The sequence below is a fragment of the Propionivibrio sp. genome, from assembly GCF_047602565.1.
Lineage (GTDB): Bacteria > Pseudomonadota > Gammaproteobacteria > Burkholderiales > Rhodocyclaceae > Propionivibrio.
Window position 1 is genome coordinate 1605014 of the sequence record NZ_JASGGX010000001.1, and the last position, 20092, is coordinate 1625105.

The following is a 20092-nucleotide window of genomic DNA, read 5'->3' on the forward strand; positions in this document are numbered from 1 at the left end:
CCGCGCCGGAACTTCCGGGCCTACATCGGCACCCAGTTGGCCAGCACCAGGGAGAGCGGCGGGTAGAAGGTGGTGACGGCCAGGGTCACGCCGAGGGCGACGTAGAAAGGCAGAATTTCCTTCATGTACTCGTCCAGCTTGACCCCGGTGAGGTTGCAGGTCAGGAACATCGTCGTGCCGAACGGCGGCGTGATGGCACCGATCGACAGGTTGAAGATCATCATGATCCCGAAGTGCACCGGGTCGATGCCCAAGGCGTGCACCGTCGGCATGAACAGCGGGGTGAGCACGATGATCGCCGCGTTGCCGTCGAGGAACATGCCGACCAGGATCAGCAGCGCGTTGATGATCAGCAGGAACACCGTCGGACTGTCGGAGAGGCCCATCAGCAGTTCCGTCGTCTGCGCCGCCACGCCTTCCCAGGTGAGTATCCAGGCGAAGCCGGCCGAGGCCATCAGGATCAGCATGATCGAGCCGTTGGCCCGCGCCGATTCGGCCAGCGCCGTCTTGACGTCGGCCCAGCTCGTCTCCTTGTAGGCGAAGCCGACGATCAGCGCGTAGATGCAGGTCACCGCGCCCGCCTCGGTCGGCGTGAAGATGCCGTAGCGGATGCCGCCCAGGATCAGCACCATCAGCATCAGCCCCCAGAAGGCGTCGAGCGAGGCCTTGCCGATTTCCTTCAGCCCGGCCATCTTCGGCCGCGTCGGCTTGTAGCCGCGCTTACGCGCCACGTAGTCGACCGCCACCATCAGCAGGATCGTGCACAGGATGCCCGGCCCCATGCCGCCCATGAACAGCTTGCCGATCGAGGTGTCGGAGACGAAGCCGTAGATGATCAGGCCGATGCCCGGCGGCAGGATCGGCCCGAGCAGCGCCGAGGCCGAGGTCAGCGCGGCGGCGAACGGACGGCTGTAGCCGTTCTTGCACATCTCCGGCACCAGCACCTTGCAGATCATCGCCGCGTCCGCCAGGCCCGCGCCGGACGGCCCGCCGATCAGCGCGCCGAGCACCACGTTGGTCTGCGCCAGGCCGCCGCGCATGTGCCCCGACAGGGCGTCGGAGAGGATCAGCAGCCGGTTGGTGATGCCGGTGTAGTTGAGGATCGAGCCGAGCATCATGAAGAAGGGAATGGCCAGCAGCGGCAGGTTGTCGGCGCCGCCGATCATGCGCTGCACGACCATCACCGCCGACATGTCCTGGGCGATGAAGAAGTAGGCGAAGGTCGCCGCGCAGACGGCGAAGGCCACCGGCACGTTGATGGCGAACAGCGCCAGCATCAGCAGAAAGGCGATCAGCACGCTCATGATGCGACCTCCGGGGCGTCTGCATCGAGCGCGGGGGTGTTCTGTTTGCCGCGCAGGCTGTTCCAGAACATCCGCCCGTAATACATCAACATGAACGCGCAGCTGACCGGGATCGAGGCGTCAACGTAGCTGTAGGGAATGCCGAGGATCGGGGTGAGCTTGGTCTGGCCCTTGATGGTCAGCTGGATGCCGTAGTAGATGAGCAGGACCAGCGTGACCAGCACCACCACGTCGGCGACGAGGCCGGTGATGCGTTGCCACTGCGGCGAACAGCGCCGTACCAGCACGTCGATCGAGCAATGCCCCTCGACGTGCACCACCGCCGAGGCGCCGAGCATGGTCAGCCAGACGAAGGTGAACACCGTCACCTCCTCCACCCACCCCCACGGCTGCCCCACCACGTAGCGCATGAACACGTTGGCGCACGCCAGCAGAATGATGAACGCCATCGCCGCCATGCCGAAGAAATTATCGACCTTTCTGACGAGGTCGTAGAACGCTTGAAAAATCCTCATACGAGTCACCTGTATCGGGCGCGACAGCCCATGCCCGCCCTGTTCGGGGGACACGCCGGACTGCCGGGCGGAAAAGGAAGCAGGCGGGCGCGGGCGCCCGCCCGGGAGCGGCGATTACTTCGAACCGATGATCGAATAGACCTTGTTCATCACTTCGGGCGGGAATTCCTTGGCGAAGCGGTTCGGGAAGTCCTTCATCGCGGTCTTGAAGGCGGCGCGGTCCACCTCGACCACCTTGACGCCGGCCGCTTCCATCTTCTTGACGGCGTCCTTGTCGGCGATCTCGTTCTCCTTGTCGAGGAACTTGCCGGCCTCTTCGCCCGTTTCCTTGAGCATCTGGACGACTTCCGGCGGCAGCTTCTTGATGAAGCTGGTGCCGGCGATCCAGGAGGAGAGGTTCACCTGATGCCGGGTCATCAGCAGGAACTTGGCGCCTTCGAACATCTTGCCGCCGTAGAGCACCGGGATCGGGTTCTCGGCGCCGTTGATCACACCCTGCATCAGCGCCGGGTAGGCTTCGGCCAGCGGCATCGGCGTCGCCGTCGCGCCCATGGCGTTCATCATCTCGTTGGACAGGCGGATGTTCGGCACGCGGATCTTCAGGCCCTTGAGATCCTCGGGCTTGGTCGCCGCCTTGGTCGCCAGCATGTTGCGCACGCCGTAGATCCACTTGCTATGCACGATGTACAGCCCCTTGGCTTCGAGCTGCTTGGACAGGTCCTTGAACAGGTCGCTGTCGACCAGCTTGAAGAGCTGTTCCTGGTTGTCGTAGATGTACGGCAGATAGGTGACGCCGAAGGCGGGCACGTAGTCCATCAGGAAGCCGCCGTCGGAAATGGTGATCACGTTCGAGCCGATCGTCAGCTGCTCGGTCACGTCCTTCTGCGAACCGAGCTGCGAACTCGGGAAGTACTGGAACTCGACCTGCCCCTTGCTGCGCTCCTTCATCAGCCGGCCCCATTCGCGCACGGCCTTGTCGTTCGGCTCGCCGACGTTGTTGCCGTAGGCGATCTTGATCTTGATCACGTCGGCGGCCAGAGCGCCGCCGGCCCCCACACACATCGCCAGCCCCAGGGCGCAAACGGCCATCTTCTTGCTGAATCCCGAAAACATCATGGTTCCCCTCCGATTGGTTGTCACGGACCGGTAACGAGACCGGCCTTGCGTCGCGGGACTGCGTGCAGTCCGCACATCCATGATAGCAAGGCACATGCCAGAAATAAGCCATTGATTCGTAAAGGTGGCCCTCTACGGTTATTTCAATATTGAAACATCTGAAATTGCATTTATGAAATTACTGCGCTAGCCTCTCGTCCCTCTTCCGGAGAAAACGCCATGCCCTCCATCCTGCTGCTCAGCCCGATGCAAAGCCTGTCCGAAGCCGCGCCCGAGATCGCCGCCGAACTGGGCATCGCGCTGCGCGTCGAAACCACCGACGACGCCGGCGCCGAAGAGGTCGTGCGGCGCCATCCCGAGGTCGAGGTGGTCGTCTCGCGCGGCGGGCTGGCGGAACGGGCGGCCCGCATCGAAGGCATCAGCGTCGTCGAGATCGCCATGTCGCTCAACGAACTGCTCAGCAACGTCAGCGCCCTGACCGCGCGCGGGCTCAAGCGCATCGGCATCGTCAGCCGCGCCAACCTGTTCAGCGGCGCGGTCGGCGACTTCCGCATCCTCGACGCGCTGGTCAGCATCCACCCGCAGCCCGACGAGGAGGGCATCCAGGCCAAGGTGCGGGAACTGGCCGACCAGGGCTTCGAGGCGATCATCGGCTGCCGCGAGGCCTACTCCACCGCGCGCGAACTCGGCGTCGAGGCCGTGTTCCTGGAAAGCGGCCGCACCTCGATCAAGGCGGCCCTGCAGGAAGCCATCCGCATCATCCGCGCCAAGGAGCGGGAAAAGCTGCAGGCCGCCCAGCTCGCCGCGATCATCGACAACATCGACGAGGCGGTGATCGCCTTCACCCCGGACCACGAGGTCAACTTCTTCAATCGCCACGCCAGGCGGCTGTGCGCCATCAGCCCGGCGAGCCCGCCCGATTTCGAGCACGCGCTGTCGATCCTCGACTCGGGCGAAAAGGAGCAGGTCACCTCGATCAACGGCAACAACGTGATCGCCCGCAGCATCCCGCTCGCATTCGACGACGGCGTGCGCGGCAAGGTAGTCACCCTGCACGAGGTGGCGCGCATCCAGGCGTCGGAATCGAAGATCCGCTCGTCCTTCCACAAGAAGGGGCTGTACGCGCGCTACCACTTCAAGGACATCGTCGGCGACTCCGAAGCCATCCGGCAGCTCACCGCGCGCGCCAAGGTCTACGCCGGCCACGACTCGAACCTGCTGATCTACGGCGAGACCGGCACCGGCAAGGAAGTCTTCGCGCAGAGCATCCACAACCACAGCCGGCGCAAGTCCGGGCCGTTCGTCTCGGTCAACGTCGCCTCGATCCCGCCGAGCCTGCTCGAAAGCGAACTCTTCGGCTACGTCGACGGCGCCTTCACCGGCGCGCGCAAGGGCGGCAAGCCGGGCCTGTTCGAACTGGCGCACGAGGGCACGCTGTTCCTCGACGAGATCGGCGAGCTCGCCCCGGAAATCCAGAACCGCCTGCTGCGCGTGCTGCAGGAGCGCGAGATCATGCGCATCGGCGACGACAAGATCATCCCGGTCAACGTGCGCATCATCTCGGCGACCAACCGCGACCTCTTCGCCCAGACGCAGAACGGCACCTTCCGCCAGGACCTGTATTACCGCATCCACGTCGTCGGCCTGCACATCCCGCCGCTGCGCGCGCGCACCGACGATATCCCGCAGATCTTCGAGCACTACCTGCGCCGCTTCGCCGGCCAGGCCGGCCGCGAGATGCGCCTGGCGCCGTCGGCGCGGGAGGCGCTCAAGTCCCATTCGTGGCCCGGCAACGTGCGGCAGCTGCGCAACGTCGCCGAAGTGGTGGCCTACGGCCATGACGAGCAGATCGAGGCCCGGCACATTCAGGAAGCCCTCGGCGAACAGGAGTACGTCCCGGCCGAGGCGCGCTTCATCACCATCCCGGAAAGCGCCTCGCTCAAGCAGATGGAATCGGCGATCATCCGCAACCTGCTGGCCAAGCACCCGGCCGACGAAGTCTGCGCCCGCCTCGGCATCAGCCGCGTCACGCTGTGGCGGAAGATGAAGAATTTCGCCTCGGCGCCGGTCTAGCCGGCGCTCACTCCACGACCACCGCCGTGCCGCTCGCCGTGACCATCAGCATGCCGTTCTTTTCGCCGAGCACCTCGTAGTCGAAATCCACGCCGACCACCGCGTTGGCGCCCTGCTCGGCGGCCTGTTCGGCCAGTTCGTCGAGCGCCAGTTGGCGCGCCTTGCGCAGTTCCTTCTCATAGGTCCCGGAACGTCCGCCCACCAGATCGCGGATGCCGGCGAACATGTCCTTGAAGACATTGGCGCCGAGAACGGCCTCGCCGGCGACGATGCCGCAGTAGCGGACGATGCGCCGGCCTTCCAGGCCGGGAGTGGTGACGAGTTGCATGGCACGTGCCTTTCGTTGTCGATCATCGGGAAGAAGGCGCCGGCGGCCCGGCTCGGAGGCGCGCATGGCGCGGCGGAGACTTCCCGGTAGAATAAACCGATGCCCGTGCAATGCAAATTCCTCCGCCGCTGCCTCCCCCTGCTGCTGATGCTGATCGCGCCGATCACTTCCGCCGCCTCGGCGGCCATCGTCCTGGAAGGGCCGGACGAACTGGTCGCGCTGATGCAGCCCCACCTGCCCGACGATCCGCCCGCGCCGCAGCGCCTGCAGGCCATGCTGGAGGAAATGCTGGCCACCGAAGGCTATTTTTCGCCGACCTTCGAGGTGTCCGAAGCGGCAGGCGTCCGGCGCGTGCGCATCGATCCGGGGCCGCGCACGCGCGTCGCCGACGTGGCGGTGGACATCGACGGCCCGGTCGCCGGGGAAACGCGCAAATCGCTGATCGACGGGTGGCGCCTGCCCGCCGGCCGGCCGTTCCGCCAGCAGGACTGGAGCGAGGCCAAGCAGCAGGTGCTTTCGGGCCTGCTCGCCGTGGCCCACGCCGACGCGCGCCTGGTCGACAGCGAAGCTTCGATCGACACGGAGGAGCGGCAGGCGCACCTGACCGCCCGCTACGACGCCGGTCCGCCGTACCGGTTCGGCGCGCTGCGCACCAGCGGCCTGTACCGCTATCCGGACTCGCTGGTCGAGCGCTACAACCGCGCCGTCGAGGCCGGCGAGCCGTACCGGGAGGAAAAACTGGCGGAGCTGCAGAGCGCGCTGCTGGCCACGCCCTATTTCAGTTCCGCCCGCGTCACCATCGACCGCGACGGCGCGGTTCCCGGCGAGGACGGCTCGCGCGTCGTGCCGGTGGACGTGGACGTCCGCGAACGCCCGGCGCACCGCTTCGGCTTCGGCGCGGGCGTCAGCTCGAACACCGGCGCGCGCGTCGAGACCAGCTATCACACGCCGAACCTGTTCAACCAGGCCTGGGTCCTCGACAGCGGCCTGCGCCTCGAACAGAAGCAGCAGGCGCTCTACGCCGACATCAACCTGCCGCCGGACGAACGGAACCGCCGCCACGCCGTCGGCGCGCTGATCGAGAAGACCGACATCCAGGGCCTGCGCACCGACCGCCACGCCCTCGGCGTGCAGACGACCCAGCAGCGCGGCAGCATCGAGCAGCGCCTGTCGCTCAACTGGGAGCGCGAACGGCTGCGCCCGGACGGCGAGGAGGCAACCACCAACAAGGCGCTGGTGCCGAACGCCCAGTGGACCTGGCGGCACGTCAACAACGCGCTCGACCCGCGCCGCGGCACCGTGCTGCAGGCGCAGATCGGCGGCGGCTCCAAGGCGCTGCTCTCGGACCAGAACTTCGTCCGGCTGCACGGCCGCTGGCTGCAGTACATCCCGCTCGGCGAGCGCGATTCGCTGGCCGTGCGTGCGGAAGGCGGGGCGACGCTCGCGCCGTCCCGCGACGGCATCCCGCAGGACTACCTGTTCCGCGCCGGCGGCACCGGCTCGGTGCGCGGATACGCATACCAGAGCCTGGGCGTCGACGAGGGCTCGGCGACGGTCGGCGGACGCTACCTCGCCGTGCTCAGCGTCGAGGCCACGCACTGGATCTCGCCGACCTGGGGCATCGCCGCCTTCGTCGACGCCGGCGACGCGGCGGACCGCCCCGGCGATCTGAAACCCGCCGTCGGCTACGGCCTGGGCGTGCGCTGGAAGAGCCCGGCCGGCCCGATCGGCGCCGATCTGGCGTACGGCCAGCGGGACGGCGGGTTGCACGTGCACTTCGCGCTGGCGATCCCGTTCTGACCATGGCGCGCGCCCGACGCTACTGGTGGCTCCTCCTGCTTCCGCCGCTCGCCGCCGCGGGCGGCGCGGCCTGGCTCGCGGCCAGCGAAAGCGGCCTGCGCGCGACGGGCCGCCTGCTCGCCTCGGCCTCCGGCGGCCAGTTCGCGGCCGACGGCCTGCGCGGCCGCCTGCTCGGGCCGCTGTCCGTCGGCGAACTGCGCTGGCAGTCGGAAGGACTCTCCGTCACGGCGCGCGGCGTCGAGCTCGACTGGACGCCGGCCGCGCTCCTCCGCAGCCGGCTGGAAATCGGCGAGCTGCGCATGGCGTCGCTGGCGGTCGACACGTCCGGACCGGCCGAGCCGGCCTCCCCGCCGCCGGACGACCTCACGCTACCGCTGGCGGTCTCGATCCGGCAGGTCGCGATCGGCGAACTGCGCTGGGACGGCGCGCCGCCGGTGACCGGAATCGCCGCCCGGCTGGCGAGCGACGGGCGGCGGCACGCGGTCGAGGATCTCGCGCTGCGCGTCGCCGACGTGGCGGCCACCGGCCGACTGGCCCTGGACGGCCGCGCGCCGTTTCCGCTGGAAGCGCGCGCGGAGGTGAGCGGAATGCTGGCCGAACGCCCGCTGGCGCTCGCCGCCGAGGCCGGCGGCACGCTGGACCGGATCGACCTCTCCGTGCGCGCGCTGCAAGGCGTCGACGGCGAGGCGCGCGCCACGCTCACGCCGTTCGCCGCGCTGCCGTTCAGCGAGGCCGAGGCCGACCTGCGCAACATCGACCCGTCGGCCTGGCTGGCCGGCGTGCCGCGCGCGCAACTGGACGTCGCGGCGCGGCTGAAGGCCGAGGGCCAGGACGGCGCGACGCCGGCCGGCACCCTGCGCGTCACCAACCGCCTGCCCGGCCCGCTCGACCGCCAGCGCCTCCCGCTCGCCTCGGCCTTCGTCCGCGCGGTTCCGGACGGCGACGCGGTACGGCTGGAAGACGTGGCGCTGGCGCTCCCCGGCGGCGGCGCCCTGCGCGGCGGCGGACGCTGGTCCGAGGCGACGCTGACGCTGAATCTCGACGCGCGCCGGATCGACGCCGCGCGCCTGCTCTCCAGCCTCATCCCCACGCGCTTTGACGGCCCGCTCGCCCTGTCGCTCGCCGCCGAACGGCAGAGCGCCCGGCTGGCGTGGCGCGACGCGCGCGTCCGGCTGGCGGCGGATGCCGAACACGCCGGCGGCACGCTGACCGTCAAGGCGCTCGAACTGGCGGCCGGCGACGCGCTCCTGTCGGCCACGGGTCATCTGCAGACGGAGGGACGGCAGACGTTCGCCGCCAAGGGCACGCTGCGCCGCTTCGATCCGTCCCGCTTCGCCAAGGTGCCGGCCGCCAGCATCGACGCGGACCTCGAAGCGCAGGGGCAGCTCGGCCCGCAGCCCGTCGTCGAGGCGCGCTTCGCGCTCGGAGACAGCCGCTACGCCGGCATGCCGCTTGGCGGGCAGGGCCGCCTGTCGCTCGCCTGGCCGAGAATCCACGACGTGGACGTGACGCTGAGCGCCGGCCCGAACCAGCTCGCCGCGACGGGCGCCTTCGGCCGGCCCGAGGACCGCCTGAGCGTGCGCATCGACGCGCCCCGGCTGGCGCCGTTCGGCATCGACGGCGCGCTGCGCGGGCGTTTCGAGCTGGCGGGAACGCCGCAGCGCCCCGCCCTGACGCTCGACCTCGCGGCGCCGCGCCTCGCCCTGCCGGAAGTCGGCACGCTCGCCGGGCTGACGCTGCGCGGCGGGCTGGCCGGCGAGAGCGACTCGCCGCTCGACCTGGAACTGGCGCTGGAACGCTTCACCCGCCCCGGCGACGAGGCATCCGTGCAGGCGCTCAAGGCGCGGGTGTCCGGCAGCAACCGCGCGCATCGCCTCGAAATCGACGGCGCCATCCTGGCCTCCGGCCAGCGGCGGCAAGTGCGCCTCGCCGCCGAGGGAGGACTCCTCGACGGCCGGCGCTGGCTCGGGCAGTTGCGCGAACTGCGGCTCGCGGCGGACGACGGCCGGCCGCGGCTGGCCCTGCGCCAGGCGGCGCCGCTGGACATCTCGCCCGCCGGCGGGTCGATCGGTCCGCTGGCGCTGGCCGGCAGCGACCCGGAGTGGACGGCCGAACTGCGCGCCAGCGCCGACGCCGACCGCCTCCGCGCGGAGGCCAGCATCGACGGAAAGCAGTTCGGGCAGCTCGCCGCCCAGCTCCAGGCCGGCATGCGCGGCCCCTGGCAGTTCGCCGCCGACCAGCCCTGGCAGGGCCGCCTGCGCCTCGACGTCGGCGACCTGTCCTGGCTCGGCCAGCTGCTCGGCGAAGGCTGGCAGGCAGGCGGCAAGCTCTCCGGCGCGCTGGAGATCGCCGGCACGCCCGCGCAGCCCCGGCTCGACGGCCGCCTCGACGGTGACGGACTGGCCCTGGGCCTGCCCGAACAGGGCCTGCGCCTCGCCGACGGCAAGCTGGCCGCAGAATTCGACGGCAGCCTGCTGCGCATCACGCGCCTCGGCTTCGCCAGCATGCTGACCGAACCGCCGCGCGCGCTGCGCCAGGCGCTCGGCGACACGGCGGCGCGCTTCGCCACGCCGGGGCGCATCGACGTCTCCGGCGAGCTGCGCCTCGGCGACGGCGCCACGGCGGAAAACGCTTTCCTCGACGTCCGCCTCGACCGCTTCGGCGCCTGGCAGCTATCCGACCAGTGGGTCGCCGTCTCCGGCACCGGCCGCGTTTCCTGGCGGGCGGACGCGCTGGGCGTGACCGGCGAGCTCGGCGTTGACGCCGGCTACTGGCAGCTTGCGCCGGCCGGCATGCCCCGGCTATCGGACGACGTGGTGATCAAACGGCCGGGCGCGGCCGCGCGCGGCGACCGGCGGCTCAACCTCGACCTCGATCTGAAGGCCGACCTGGGACGCCGCTTCCTGTTCCGCGGCGCTGGCCTGCAGACCTGGCTGGCCGGCGACGTGCGCCTGAACGCGCGCGGCCGCGACCTGCCGCGCGCCAGCGGCACGATCCGCCTGCGCGACGGCCGTTTCGACGCCTATGGGCAGCAGCTCGACATCGCGCGCGGCTTCCTCACCTTCCAGGGCCTGCTCGACGATCCGGCGCTCGATGTGCGCGCCGTGCGCAAGGGGCTGGCCGTCGAACCCGGCGTGCAGGTCAGCGGCACCGCCCGGCGCCCCGTCGTGCGCCTGGTTTCCGACCCCGAGCTGCCGGATACCGACAAGCTGGCCTGGCTGCTGCTCGGCCACGGCGCGGAATCGATGGGCGCGGGCGATGCGGCGCTGCTCGTTTCGGCGGCGGGGGAACTGCTCGGCAACAACTCGGGCGGCGTGGTGCAGCAGTTGAAGAGCACCTTCGGCATCGACGAATTCGGCATCCGCCAGGGCAGCATCGGCGGCAACGGCGGCCCCACGCCGACCAGCCGCATCGTCGGCGGCGGCGTCGACACCACCGCCTCTGAAGGCAGCATCCTGAGCGTCGGCAAACGCCTGTCGGCCAACGCCACGCTGGCCTACGAGCAATCGCTGACCAAGGCCGAGAGCGTGGTCAAGCTGACCGTCAACCTCACCCGCCGCTTCGCCGTAATCGGGCGCGCCGGCAGCGACAACGCGGTGGACGTCCTCTACACGCTGACCTTCGGCCAACCGCCGCGCCGCCCGGACGCGCCCGCGGAAAGGTAGCCCCGATACCGGCGCGCCCGTCCTCCATGCGCGGCCCGGTGCAGGATTGGCGCGGAACGGCGGGCCCCGGCCCTTGTCAATCACGGGCAGGCGAATTCACCGCACGAATCCGGCGCCGGCACGGGCAGGCGCCATGCCGGCGATTTTCCATCGGCCACTCTCCACGAGCGAAGGGACTCCAATGTCCTCGATTTCACTTCAAGACCGCGCGACCGGCGCGCTGATGGGCGCCTTCATCGGCGATGCCCTGGCGCTCGGTCCGCATTGGTATTACGACCTCGATCAGCTGCGCGCCGACTACGGCGCCTGGATCAGCGACTACAGCGCGCCGAAGCCCGGCCGCTACCATGCCGGGATGCAGGCCGGGCAGTCCTCGCAGGCCGGGGTGCTGCTGCGCCTCACCCTGGAGTCGCTGCTGGCCAGCGGCGGCTACGACGAGGCGGATTTCTGCCGGCGCATGGACACGGCGTTCTTCCCGCTGATCGACGGCACGCCGATGAACGGTCCCGGCGGCTACACCAGCCAGTCGATCCGCGAGGCGTGGCGAAAGCGCGTCAAGCAGGGCCTGCCGTGGGGACAGGTCGGCGGCAACGCGGATACCACCGAGGCCGCCGAGCGCACCCTCGCCATCGCCGTCCGGTATGCGCTGCAACCGCACGACCTCGCCTCGGCGGTGGCGCGCAACACGCTGCTGACCCAGACCGACGGCACGGTCGTGGCGATGACCGTCGCCTTCGGGGCGATTCTCGGCATGCTGGTCGAGGGGCATGCCCTGGACGGGACGCTGTCGGACAAGCTCATGGCGCGCGTGAAATCGGGAGAACTGCCGTTCCATTCCGTGACCAGCGACAACCTGCAGGCGCCGCTCCCGGACGCGGCGGAAGCGCCGAGGCTCGGGCGCTTTCCGTCGCCGGACGCGCTGCTCGGCCCGTCCTTCATCGCGCGCGCGGCGGTCGATCCCGATATCCGCATCGAACCGGCGTGGAAGGCCTCCCTGGTGTACGGCCTGCCTTGCGCGATCTATCACCAGTTTCCCGCGGCTTACTATCTGGCCGCGCGCTTCAGGGACGACTTCGAGTCCGCCGTGCTGCACGCGGTCAACGGCGGCGGCCAGAATCAGGCGCGCGCCATTCTCACGGGCGCCCTGGCCGGCGCTCAGACCGGGCTGGCGGGCATACCGCAACGCTTCCTGGACGGCCTCGAAAATAGCGCCGAACTGCTTCACTCGGCGCGTGAGCTGGCCCGGCAGATGACCGAACCGGACGCCACATGAATGCGTTCCACCAGCTCAGCGCGACGAGCCTGCGCGGCCAGAACATCCCGATGAGCGACTACGCGGATCAGGTGGCTCTGGTCGTCAATACGGCAAGCCAATGCGGCTTCACGCCGCAATACCGGGGACTGGAAGCCCTTTATCGGAAGTACAAGGAGCGGGGATTCGTGGTCCTGGCCTTCCCCTGCAACCAGTTCGGCCATCAGGAACCCGGCAATGCGGATGCGATCGCCAGGACCTGCCAGATCGATTACGGCGTGAGTTTCCCGGTGTTCGCCAAAACCGACGTCAACGGGCCGGATGCGCATCCGGTGTTCAAACTGCTCACGGCAGCCAGGCCGGGATTGCTCGGCCCCGGGATTCGCTGGAATTTCACCAAATTCCTGATCGGACGCGACGGGCAGGCGCTCCGCCGCTTTGCGCCGTTCACCCGGCCGGAAAAAATCGAACCGTTCATCCGCGCCGCGCTGGAGCGGTAGCGGCGCTCCGGGGTCACTCCGGCCGGCCCGTGCCGGGCTGGGTCACGAAGCCGATCTTGGCGACGCCGGCGCGGCGGGCGGCGCTCATGGTTTCGGCGACGGCCTCGTAGCGCGCGGCGCGGTCGGCCATCAGGTGCAGCTCGACCTGCGCGTCGCGCCCGGCTGCCTCGCGCAGGCTTTCTTCCAGTGCCGGAATCGCCACGGCCCGGCCGTCGAGGGAGATTTTCCCGTCGGCGTCGATGCGCACCTGCAGGGTGCTGGGCTTGTGCTCGACCGGCGCGCTCGACGCGCGCGGCAGGTCAACGTTCACCGAGTGCGTGAGCAGCGGCGCGGTGATGATGAAGATGATCAGCAGCACCAGCATCACGTCGACCAGCGGCGTGGTGTTGATCTCGGCCATCGGCGCCTGTCCGCCGGAGGAGTTGAAGCTGCCCATCGCCATGTCAGGCTTCCCCGGAAGCCAGCCGCGCGCGCAGCGGATGGATCTGCGCGCTGTTGGCGGCGAACGGCTTGCCGACGGTGAAGAAGGCGTGCAGGTCGTGCGCGAAAGCGTCGAGGTCGGCCATGATCACCCGGTTGGCGCGGGTGAAGGCGTTGTAGGCGAACACCGCCGGCAGCGCCACGGCCAGGCCGGCGGCGGTCATGATCAGCGCCTCACCGACCGGGCCGGCCACCTTCTCCAGCGCCGCTTGCCCCGAGATGCCGATCGCCACCAGCGCGTGGTAGATGCCCCACACCGTGCCGAACAGCCCGACGAAGGGCGCCGTGGCGCCGGTCGTGGCGAGCAGCGTCAGGCCGTTTTCCATGGCCGCCTGCGTGGTCTGCAGCTGCTGGCGTAGCGCGCGCTCCATCTGTTCGGCGGGGTCGAAGCGCGACAGCAGGCGGCCGCTGGCGGCCTCGATGTCGCTGTTGCAGCAATGGGCCTGCATCGCCAGCTGCACGTAGGGGCTGTCGGCGCCGGCCTCGCGCAGTTTTTCCAGGCCGGCGGCCACCGACTCGGCGGCCCAGAACGCGCCGACGCAGCGCGCCGCGCGGCGCAGGCGCCACCAGTCCCAGGTCTTGGACAGGATCAGGTACCAGCTGGCCAGCGACATGACCAGCAGGAGTACCGCCACCGAATGCGAGATCGCATCGCCGCTCGCCCAGAGGTGGGCGAAACCGAAAGAGTTTTCCTGCATGATTTACTGCTCCAACTTGAAAATGATGGGAACCAGGACCCAGCTCTGCACGGGCGCGTCGCCGCGCCGCGCCGGGATGAACTTCCATTGGCGGACCGTGCGCAGCGCGGATTCGTCGAGCCGCGCGCTGCCGGAGGAGGTCTTGACCTCGACGCTGCCGGCGGTGCCTTCGGGCGTCACCAGCACGCGCAGGAGCACCTTGCCTTCCTCGCGCATCTTGCGCGACATCGGCGGATACGGCGGTGCCGGATTGCGCAGGTAGTCGGCGTCGAAGCGCGCCTGCGATTCGCCGCCGCCCTGCGCCGCGCTGCCGGTGGGCGTGCCGGCGGACGCATACGCGCTGCCGCTCGCCGCGCCGCCGCCAGAAGCCGCCGCCGGCTCGCTGGCCGGCGCCGGCGGCGTGGAGCTGGTGGGCGCGGCCGGCGCCGGGGCCGTTTCGGCGACGGGCGCCGGGACGGGCGGCGGCGCCTTCACGGCCGGAGCGGGCTTCGGCCGCACGGGCCGCGGCCGTTCCGGCTCGGGCGGCGCCGCGGGCCGGGCTGGCGGACGGGCGATGGATTCCTGCGCGGCGGGCGCCATCGGCAGCATTTCGACCATCATGACCTTGTCGTCCGTGGGCGGCACCGGCGACCTGACCAGGGTCAACATCACCAGGAGCAGCGCGTGCGCGCCCATGACGAAGCCGAACAGGCCGCTGCGCTGCACGCCGCTGTGTACGAAAAGCGCGGCGCTCATGCCCGCCGCCCGAAAGAACACGCGGCGGCCGGGTGCGCAGCCACGTTCAGCACCGTTCCCGGATCGGTCAACGCCGAACCGGCATCACGCAAAACCGCCGCGCACATGCGAAAAAACTTCCGAAACACGAATGGAGTCCTGTCCGATGGGGCTCAAGAATGATTCACCGACGGTCGACCGTGCCCTGCGATCGAACCTGGCCGCATATTATCATAGATAACGATAATTATTATCATTGACAAAATAAATTTCCTTGCGGAGAATCCCGCCCCGTTGCCACCTTCGAGCGTCCGACGAGCGTCCCTGGCACCCCGCCGTGAATGCCGTGCCCCTTTCCGCGCGCTTCGCGGGACGGCGGACAGCCGGCTTTGCCGCATTCCGGGCAGTGTCGCGCCGGGCGCCCGACGGCCGCCTTTCCCCCTCCACCCGACGACCGGAAGACCGACAGATGAACCCCCATACCCTCGCCACCGACACCCACCGCACACCCGTGCGCCTGACCCCGCTCGCGGCCGCCGTGCATCTCGCGCTCGGCGGACTCGCGGCGGCCGCTTTCCCGGCGCAGGCGCAGAACGCCGAAAAGACCCTCGGCGCCGTGGTCGTGGAGGCCAGCGCCGACGCTTCCGGCGCGGGGCTGACCAAGCCCTACGCCGGCGGGCAGGTGGCGCGCGGCGGGCGCGTCGGCCTGCTGGGCAACCAGGACGTGATGGACACGCCGTTCAGCACCACCGCCTACACCAGCGAACTGATCCAGGACCAGCAGGCGCGCAGCGTCGCCGACGTGGTGCAGAACGATCCGTCGGTGCGCGTCGCGCGCGGCTTCGGCAACTTCCAGGAGCTGTACGTCATCCGCGGCTTCCCGGTGGGTTCCGACGATACGGCCTACAACGGCCTGTACGGGCTGCTGCCGCGCCAGTACGTGGCGGCCGAACTGCTCGAACGGGTCGAGGTGTTCCGCGGCGCCAACACCTTCCTCTCGGGCGGCGTCGGTGTCGCCTCGGGCTTCGGCATCGGCGGCACGATCAACGCGCTGCCCAAGCGCGCGCCGTCCGAACCGCTGACGCAGGTCACCGCCGGCATCGAGAGCGGCGGCCATGCCTACGTCGCGGCCGACGTGGCGCGCCGCTTCGGCCCGGACCAGCGCGGCGGCATCCGCATCAACGCGGCGCAGCGCGACGGCGACACGGCGGTCGACGACGAGCGGCGCGAACTCGGCGTCTTCGCCATCGGCGCGGATTACCGCGGCGACAGCTTCCGGGTCTCCGCCGACGTCGGCCACCAGAACCACCGCATCGATGATCCGCGCCCGAGCGTCACCCCGAGCGGCGGCATCCCCGACGCGCCTGGCGCGAGCGACAACTTCGCCCAGCCGTGGACCTACTCGCTGGAACGCCAGACCTTCGGCTCGCTGCGCGCCGAGGTCGACCTCAACGAGAACGTCACCGGCTGGATCGCCGGCGGCCTGCGCGACGGCCACGAGAAGAACCGGCTGGCCAACCCGACCGCCACGGCCGACGGCGCGACCACCGCCTACCGCTTCGAAAACGTGCGCGACGACCGCATCAAGACCGGCGAGGTCGGCCTGCGCGGCAAGCTGTCCACCGGCCCGGTCGGGCACACGCTGGTGGTTTCCGCCGCGGCCTTCGACAGCGAATCGCGCAACGCCTGGGCCATGTCCTCCGGATTTTCCGGCGATCTCTACGATCCCTTCGACGTGGCCATGCCGGCGGCGAACTTCTTTACCGGCGGCTCGATGAGTTCGCCGAAGGTCACCGAGCGCATCCGCTCGCACAGCGTCGCGGTGGCCGACACGCTGGCCTTCGCCGACGAGCGCGTGCTGCTCACCGTCGGCGCGCGGCGGCAGAACTTCGCGCAGAAGAACTACAACTACAACACCGGCGCCAAGGAATCCGACTACGACGAGAGCCGCACCACGCCGATGGCCGGCATCGTGTTCAAGGCCACGCCGCAGGTCTCGCTCTACGCCAACTACATCGAGGGGCTGACCAAGGGCGACACGGCGCCGGGGACGAGCGGCGGCGTGCCGGTGACCAACGCCGGCGAGTCGCTGGCCCCGTACGTCGCCAAGCAGAAGGAAATCGGCGTCAAGTACGACGGCGGCCGGATCGGCGGCACGCTGTCCTTCTTCTCCACCGACAAGCCCGTCGGCATGGTCGAGGACAACGTCTTCAAGGACGCCGGGCGGCAGCGCAACCAGGGCATCGAAGTCAGCGCCTTCGGCGAGCCGATGCGCGGCGTGCGCGTGCTCGGCGGCGTCAGCTTCCTCGACGCGCGCCTGAAGAAGATGGCCGACGAGAGCCTGGAAGGCAACCGCGCCATCGGCGTGCCCAAGCGCCAGGCCAACCTCGGCGCGGAATGGGACGTGCCCGGCGTCGCCGGCCTGACGCTGAGCGGGCGCGTGGTGTACACCTCGTCGCAGTACGCCAACGAGACCAACACGCTGAGCGTGCCGTCGTGGACGCGCCTGGACCTCGGCGCGCGCTACCTGACCACCGTCGCCGAGCAAATCGTCACCTTCCGCGCCCGCGTCGACAACGTCACCGACCGCGACTACTGGGCCTCGGCCGGCGGCTATCCCGGCGCCGGCTATCTCGTGCTGGGCGCGCCGCGCACCTTCATGCTGAGCGCCACGGTCAACTTCTGATGTCGTCGCGCGCGCTGCGCGGGTGGGGCTGGCTGCACCGCTGGAGCAGCCTGGCGTGCACGCTGTTCCTGCTGATCCTGTGCCTGACCGGGCTGCCGCTGATCTTCTCGCACGAGATCGGCGAGCTGACCCGGCCGGGTTTCCAGCTGCCGCCGATGCGCTCCGACGCCCCGCGCGCGCCGCTCGACGCGGTCGAGGCGGCCGCCCGGGCCGCGCGGCCGGGCCTGGTGCCGCTCTACTTCTTCGCCGAGGAGGACGCGCCGGACCTGTGGTACGTCAAGCTGGACACCCGCACGGACACCGACGAGCGCGACGCCGTGCTCTTGGCGTTCGACGCGCGCACCGGCGGCCTGCTCGGCGCGCCGCAGCTCGGCACCGGCTTCATGGGCGTGATGTACCGCCTGCACGTCGACCTGTTCGCCGGCCTGCCCGGCAAGCTGTTCCTCGGCGCGATGGGCGTGCTGTTCGTGCTGTCGCTGGTTTCCGGCGTCGTGCTCTACGCGCCGTTCATGCGCCGGCTGGATTTCGGCGCGGTGCGCCGCGACCGGCCGGCGCGCATCCGCTGGCTCGACCTGCACAACCTGCTGGGCATTGCCACGCTGGCCTGGGCGCTGGTGGTCGGCGGCACCGGTGTGATCAACACCTGGGCCGAACTGATCCTCAAGTCCTGGCAGACCGAGCAGATGCAGCAGCTGGCCGCCGGCCGGGCCACGCCGCTGCTCGCTGCCGACGGAAAGGCGATACCGGAGCGGGAGCGCGTCCAGCGCGTGCTCGAACGCGCCACCCGCGCCGCGCCGCACATGCGCCTGTCGATGCTGGCCTACCCTGGCACGCTGCTCGGCACGCAGCAGCATTTCGCCGTCATCCTGCATGGCGACACGCCGCTCACCGCCCGCCTGCGCCAGTCGCTGCTCGTGCATCCGGAGACCGGCGAAGTGCTGCAGGCCAGCGCGCGGCCGTGGTACGTCACCCTCTTCCAGCTCTCGCAGCCGCTGCACTTCGGCGACTACGGCGGCCTGCCGCTGAAGATCCTGTGGGCCGCCCTCGACCTGATCGCCATCGCCGTGCTCGGCAGCGGGCTGTACCTCTGGCTGGCGAAGCGGGGCGCGCACCGCGCCGGCCGGGGAAAAGCGGTTGACCACGGCGAACACGGCGAAAAGACCGGAGATTTTTCGGGACGGCGCGATCGTCCGGCAGTGCGTGGCACGAAAGCCTGAAATCCTGTTTCTCGCCGTGCCCGCCGTGTTCGCCGTGGTTGAACAAGGCCTTTCGTAAACGCAGGAGTCTCTCATGCACGGCTATTGGAGAATCTTCCGCATCCCGCTGCTGCTGGCCGCGCTCAACGTCGTCGGGCTGCTCGCCGCGCTGATCGGCGACGGCATCGGCGACGCGGTGTCGTGGGTCGCGCTGGGCATCGTCGTCTGGGTCGCGCTCGCCTACCGCGCGGCGGCGCCCCGGCGGCGCGCTCAGACCCGCGCGCGGTAGGTTTTCGGCGGCAGCCCGAAATGGCGGCGGAACGCCGTGGAAAAGTTGGCCTGGCTGGCGTAGCCGGCGATTTCCGCGGCGCGCGCCACGCTCGCCCCGTCGTGCTGCAGCGCCCACGCGGCGCGGCGCAGGCGGCCGGCGCGCAGATAGTCGAAGATCGTCGCACCGAAGGCCTGCCGGAACTGCCGCTGCAGCGTCGTGGCGTTGCAGCGCATGGCGCGCGCCATCTCGGCCAGGCTCAGCGCATCGGCGCCGCCGCTGTCGAGCAGGTCGCGCAGGCGGCACGCCCGCGCATGCTCGTCCGGGCGTAGGCCGGGCGGCGACGCCTGATCCGGCGACGCGGTGCAGGCGAACGCCTCGGCGACCAGTTCGAGCATCCGGCTTTCCAGATACAGCCCGCGCAGCGGCCCCTGGAAGGCCGCCGGATTGAGCAACTGCTCGGCGATCGCCACCGCGCGCGGCGTCGGCGTCCAGCAGCGCACTTCCAGGTGGCCCGCCGCCGGGGCCGGCAACTGGCGGCCCGAGGCGAACCATTCAGCCGTCAGCGTCACCACCACCAGGCGCTGGCGCTCGCCGGCGGCGCAGCGGCGCTCGAACTCCTCGGGCCGTTCCAGGCACAGCACGACGCCCTGCGGACGCGCGTCCCGGCCGCAACCCGCGTTCATCGGCAGCTCGCGCCGGCCCAGCCGCACCTGCGCGTCGCCTTCGAGCTTGACCAGCACCTTGACGCACTTGCCGGGGATCACCGCGCGCATGACGGAAGAATGGGGATGGACGACGTCGGCGCAGCGCAGGTGCACGCCCTCGCGCAGGCAGCGCACCGAACACTCCCCGCATGCCGGCACGCACGGAGCGCCGCCGGCCGATGCGGAATCGCGCTTTTTCCGGCCGGCGACGGCGCGCGCCAGTGCCGACTCCGGCGCCTCCGTCTCGCCCGGACCCGGCGGCGCGGCGTCCTCGTTCGCTCGCTCAAACATTTTTCTTGTCCCGCCAAACAAATTCTTTACCGGATTTTGCCATACTTCGCGTCTTATTTAATGAGAATCATTTCTATTTACCGGCACGCCCTTCCGGGCGGGACGACACCTGGAGAAGACATGCGCACATTGTTCGATGGCAACCATATCCGGCCGATCGCCCTCGGCCTGATCCTGGCCTACGGCGGCCTCCCCGCCGGCGCCGCGGAAAAGGAAACCACCCTGGCCGACACGGTCGTGCTGGGCACGGCCGAGCAAACCCTGAAGCAGGCGCCCGGCGTATCGACCATCACCGCCGAGGACATCGCCAAGAAGCCGCCGGCCAACGACATTTCGGAAATCATCCGGACGATGCCCGGCGTCAACCTCACCGGCAACTCGCCGAGCGGCCAGCGCGGCAACAACCGGCAGATCGACCTGCGCGGCATGGGCCCGGAGAACACGCTGATCCTGATCGACGGCAAGCCGGTCGAACAGCCGCTCGTCCGTCCGCTACGGC

At 69.9% G+C, this 20092-nt stretch carries 16 protein-coding genes and 1 pseudogene; 9 read left to right on the plus strand and 8 right to left on the minus strand.

The window, feature by feature from the left end; genetic code table 11:
* Positions 1 to 20: 20 nt before the first annotated feature.
* The 3 genes from QM701_RS07400 to QM701_RS07410 all read right to left on the minus strand — a co-directional run bounded on the left by QM701_RS07400 (position 21) and on the right by QM701_RS07410 (position 2935).
* Positions 21 to 1304 carry a TRAP transporter large permease gene (locus tag QM701_RS07400; protein ID WP_415166448.1) on the minus strand — a complete coding sequence of 428 codons (1284 nt, stop codon included), beginning with the start codon at positions 1302 to 1304 and terminating at the stop codon, positions 21 to 23.
* Complete coding sequence (locus QM701_RS07405) at positions 1301 to 1819, minus strand: TRAP transporter small permease (protein WP_415166449.1); 519 nt, start codon at positions 1817 to 1819, stop codon at positions 1301 to 1303. Before QM701_RS07405 ends, QM701_RS07400 begins: the two co-directional genes overlap by 4 nt.
* A gap of 114 nt (positions 1820 to 1933) precedes the next feature.
* Entirely contained in the window at positions 1934 to 2935 is a 1002-nt protein-coding gene (locus tag QM701_RS07410) for a C4-dicarboxylate TRAP transporter substrate-binding protein (protein WP_415166450.1), read from the minus strand.
* 219 nt (positions 2936 to 3154) lie between these two features.
* Between QM701_RS07410 and QM701_RS07415 the strand changes: the two genes are divergently transcribed.
* Positions 3155 to 5008, plus strand: a complete 1854-nt coding sequence (locus tag QM701_RS07415; RefSeq protein ID WP_415166451.1) for a sigma 54-interacting transcriptional regulator — start codon at positions 3155 to 3157, stop codon at positions 5006 to 5008.
* 7 nt (positions 5009 to 5015) lie between these two features.
* Here QM701_RS07415 and QM701_RS07420 read toward each other — a convergent pair whose 3' ends face one another.
* The gene (locus QM701_RS07420; RefSeq protein ID WP_415166452.1) at positions 5016 to 5336 is read right to left on the minus strand and encodes a heavy metal-binding domain-containing protein; all 321 of its coding nucleotides are present in this window, start codon (positions 5334 to 5336) and stop codon (positions 5016 to 5018) included.
* A 99-nt stretch (positions 5337 to 5435) separates the two neighbouring features.
* Here QM701_RS07420 and QM701_RS07425 point away from each other — a divergent pair, with 99 nt between their 5' ends.
* From QM701_RS07425 to QM701_RS07440, 4 genes are all read left to right on the plus strand, one after another.
* Complete coding sequence (locus QM701_RS07425) at positions 5436 to 7136, plus strand: autotransporter assembly complex protein TamA (RefSeq protein WP_415166453.1); 1701 nt, start codon at positions 5436 to 5438, stop codon at positions 7134 to 7136.
* 2 nt (positions 7137 to 7138) lie between these two features.
* A complete protein-coding gene (locus tag QM701_RS07430; RefSeq protein WP_415166454.1) occupies positions 7139 to 10801 on the plus strand; it encodes a translocation/assembly module TamB domain-containing protein in 3663 nt (1220 codons plus the stop codon).
* Between the two features lie 181 nt (positions 10802 to 10982).
* Positions 10983 to 12074 (plus strand): ADP-ribosylglycohydrolase family protein, encoded by a 1092-nt coding sequence (locus tag QM701_RS07435; protein ID WP_415166455.1) that lies wholly within the window; start codon positions 10983 to 10985, stop codon positions 12072 to 12074.
* Positions 12071 to 12553 carry a glutathione peroxidase gene (locus QM701_RS07440; RefSeq protein ID WP_415166456.1) on the plus strand — a complete coding sequence of 161 codons (483 nt, stop codon included), beginning with the start codon at positions 12071 to 12073 and terminating at the stop codon, positions 12551 to 12553. Before QM701_RS07435 ends, QM701_RS07440 begins: the two co-directional genes overlap by 4 nt.
* Before the next feature lie 13 nt (positions 12554 to 12566).
* On the opposite strand, the gene QM701_RS07445 is transcribed toward QM701_RS07440, so the two are convergent.
* From QM701_RS07445 to QM701_RS07455, 3 genes are read right to left on the minus strand one after another with little or no spacing between them, the layout of a single operon-like run.
* A complete protein-coding gene (locus tag QM701_RS07445; RefSeq protein ID WP_415166457.1) occupies positions 12567 to 12995 on the minus strand; it encodes an ExbD/TolR family protein in 429 nt (142 codons plus the stop codon).
* A 1-nt stretch (position 12996) separates the two neighbouring features.
* Entirely contained in the window at positions 12997 to 13731 is a 735-nt protein-coding gene (locus tag QM701_RS07450) for a MotA/TolQ/ExbB proton channel family protein (protein WP_415166458.1), read from the minus strand.
* A gap of 3 nt (positions 13732 to 13734) precedes the next feature.
* The gene (locus QM701_RS07455) at positions 13735 to 14466 is read right to left on the minus strand and encodes an energy transducer TonB (protein WP_415166459.1); all 732 of its coding nucleotides are present in this window, start codon (positions 14464 to 14466) and stop codon (positions 13735 to 13737) included.
* A gap of 448 nt (positions 14467 to 14914) precedes the next feature.
* On the opposite strand from QM701_RS07455, the gene QM701_RS07460 reads away from it, so the two are divergent.
* The 3 genes from QM701_RS07460 (at position 14915) to QM701_RS07470 (ending at position 18616) form a co-directional block, all read left to right on the plus strand.
* Positions 14915 to 17131 carry a TonB-dependent receptor gene (locus QM701_RS07460; protein WP_415166460.1) on the plus strand — a complete coding sequence of 739 codons (2217 nt, stop codon included), beginning with the start codon at positions 14915 to 14917 and terminating at the stop codon, positions 17129 to 17131.
* Positions 17131 to 18348: a PepSY-associated TM helix domain-containing protein gene (locus tag QM701_RS07465; RefSeq protein ID WP_415166461.1), complete on the plus strand. Its 1218-nt coding sequence runs from the start codon at positions 17131 to 17133 to the stop codon at positions 18346 to 18348. The genes QM701_RS07460 and QM701_RS07465 overlap by 1 nt, the downstream gene beginning before the upstream one ends.
* Before the next feature lie 73 nt (positions 18349 to 18421).
* A complete protein-coding gene (locus tag QM701_RS07470; protein WP_415166462.1) occupies positions 18422 to 18616 on the plus strand; it encodes a hypothetical protein in 195 nt (64 codons plus the stop codon).
* On the opposite strand, the gene QM701_RS07475 is transcribed toward QM701_RS07470, so the two are convergent.
* The gene (locus tag QM701_RS07475; RefSeq protein WP_415166463.1) at positions 18598 to 19593 is read right to left on the minus strand and encodes a helix-turn-helix transcriptional regulator; all 996 of its coding nucleotides are present in this window, start codon (positions 19591 to 19593) and stop codon (positions 18598 to 18600) included. The genes QM701_RS07470 and QM701_RS07475 overlap by 19 nt on opposite strands.
* A 120-nt stretch (positions 19594 to 19713) precedes the next feature.
* On the opposite strand from QM701_RS07475, the pseudogene QM701_RS07480 reads away from it, so the two are divergent.
* Positions 19714 to 20010 (plus strand): annotated as a pseudogene (locus QM701_RS07480) (TonB-dependent receptor plug domain-containing protein); the annotation flags it as partial.
* Positions 20011 to 20092: the final 82 nt, after the last annotated feature.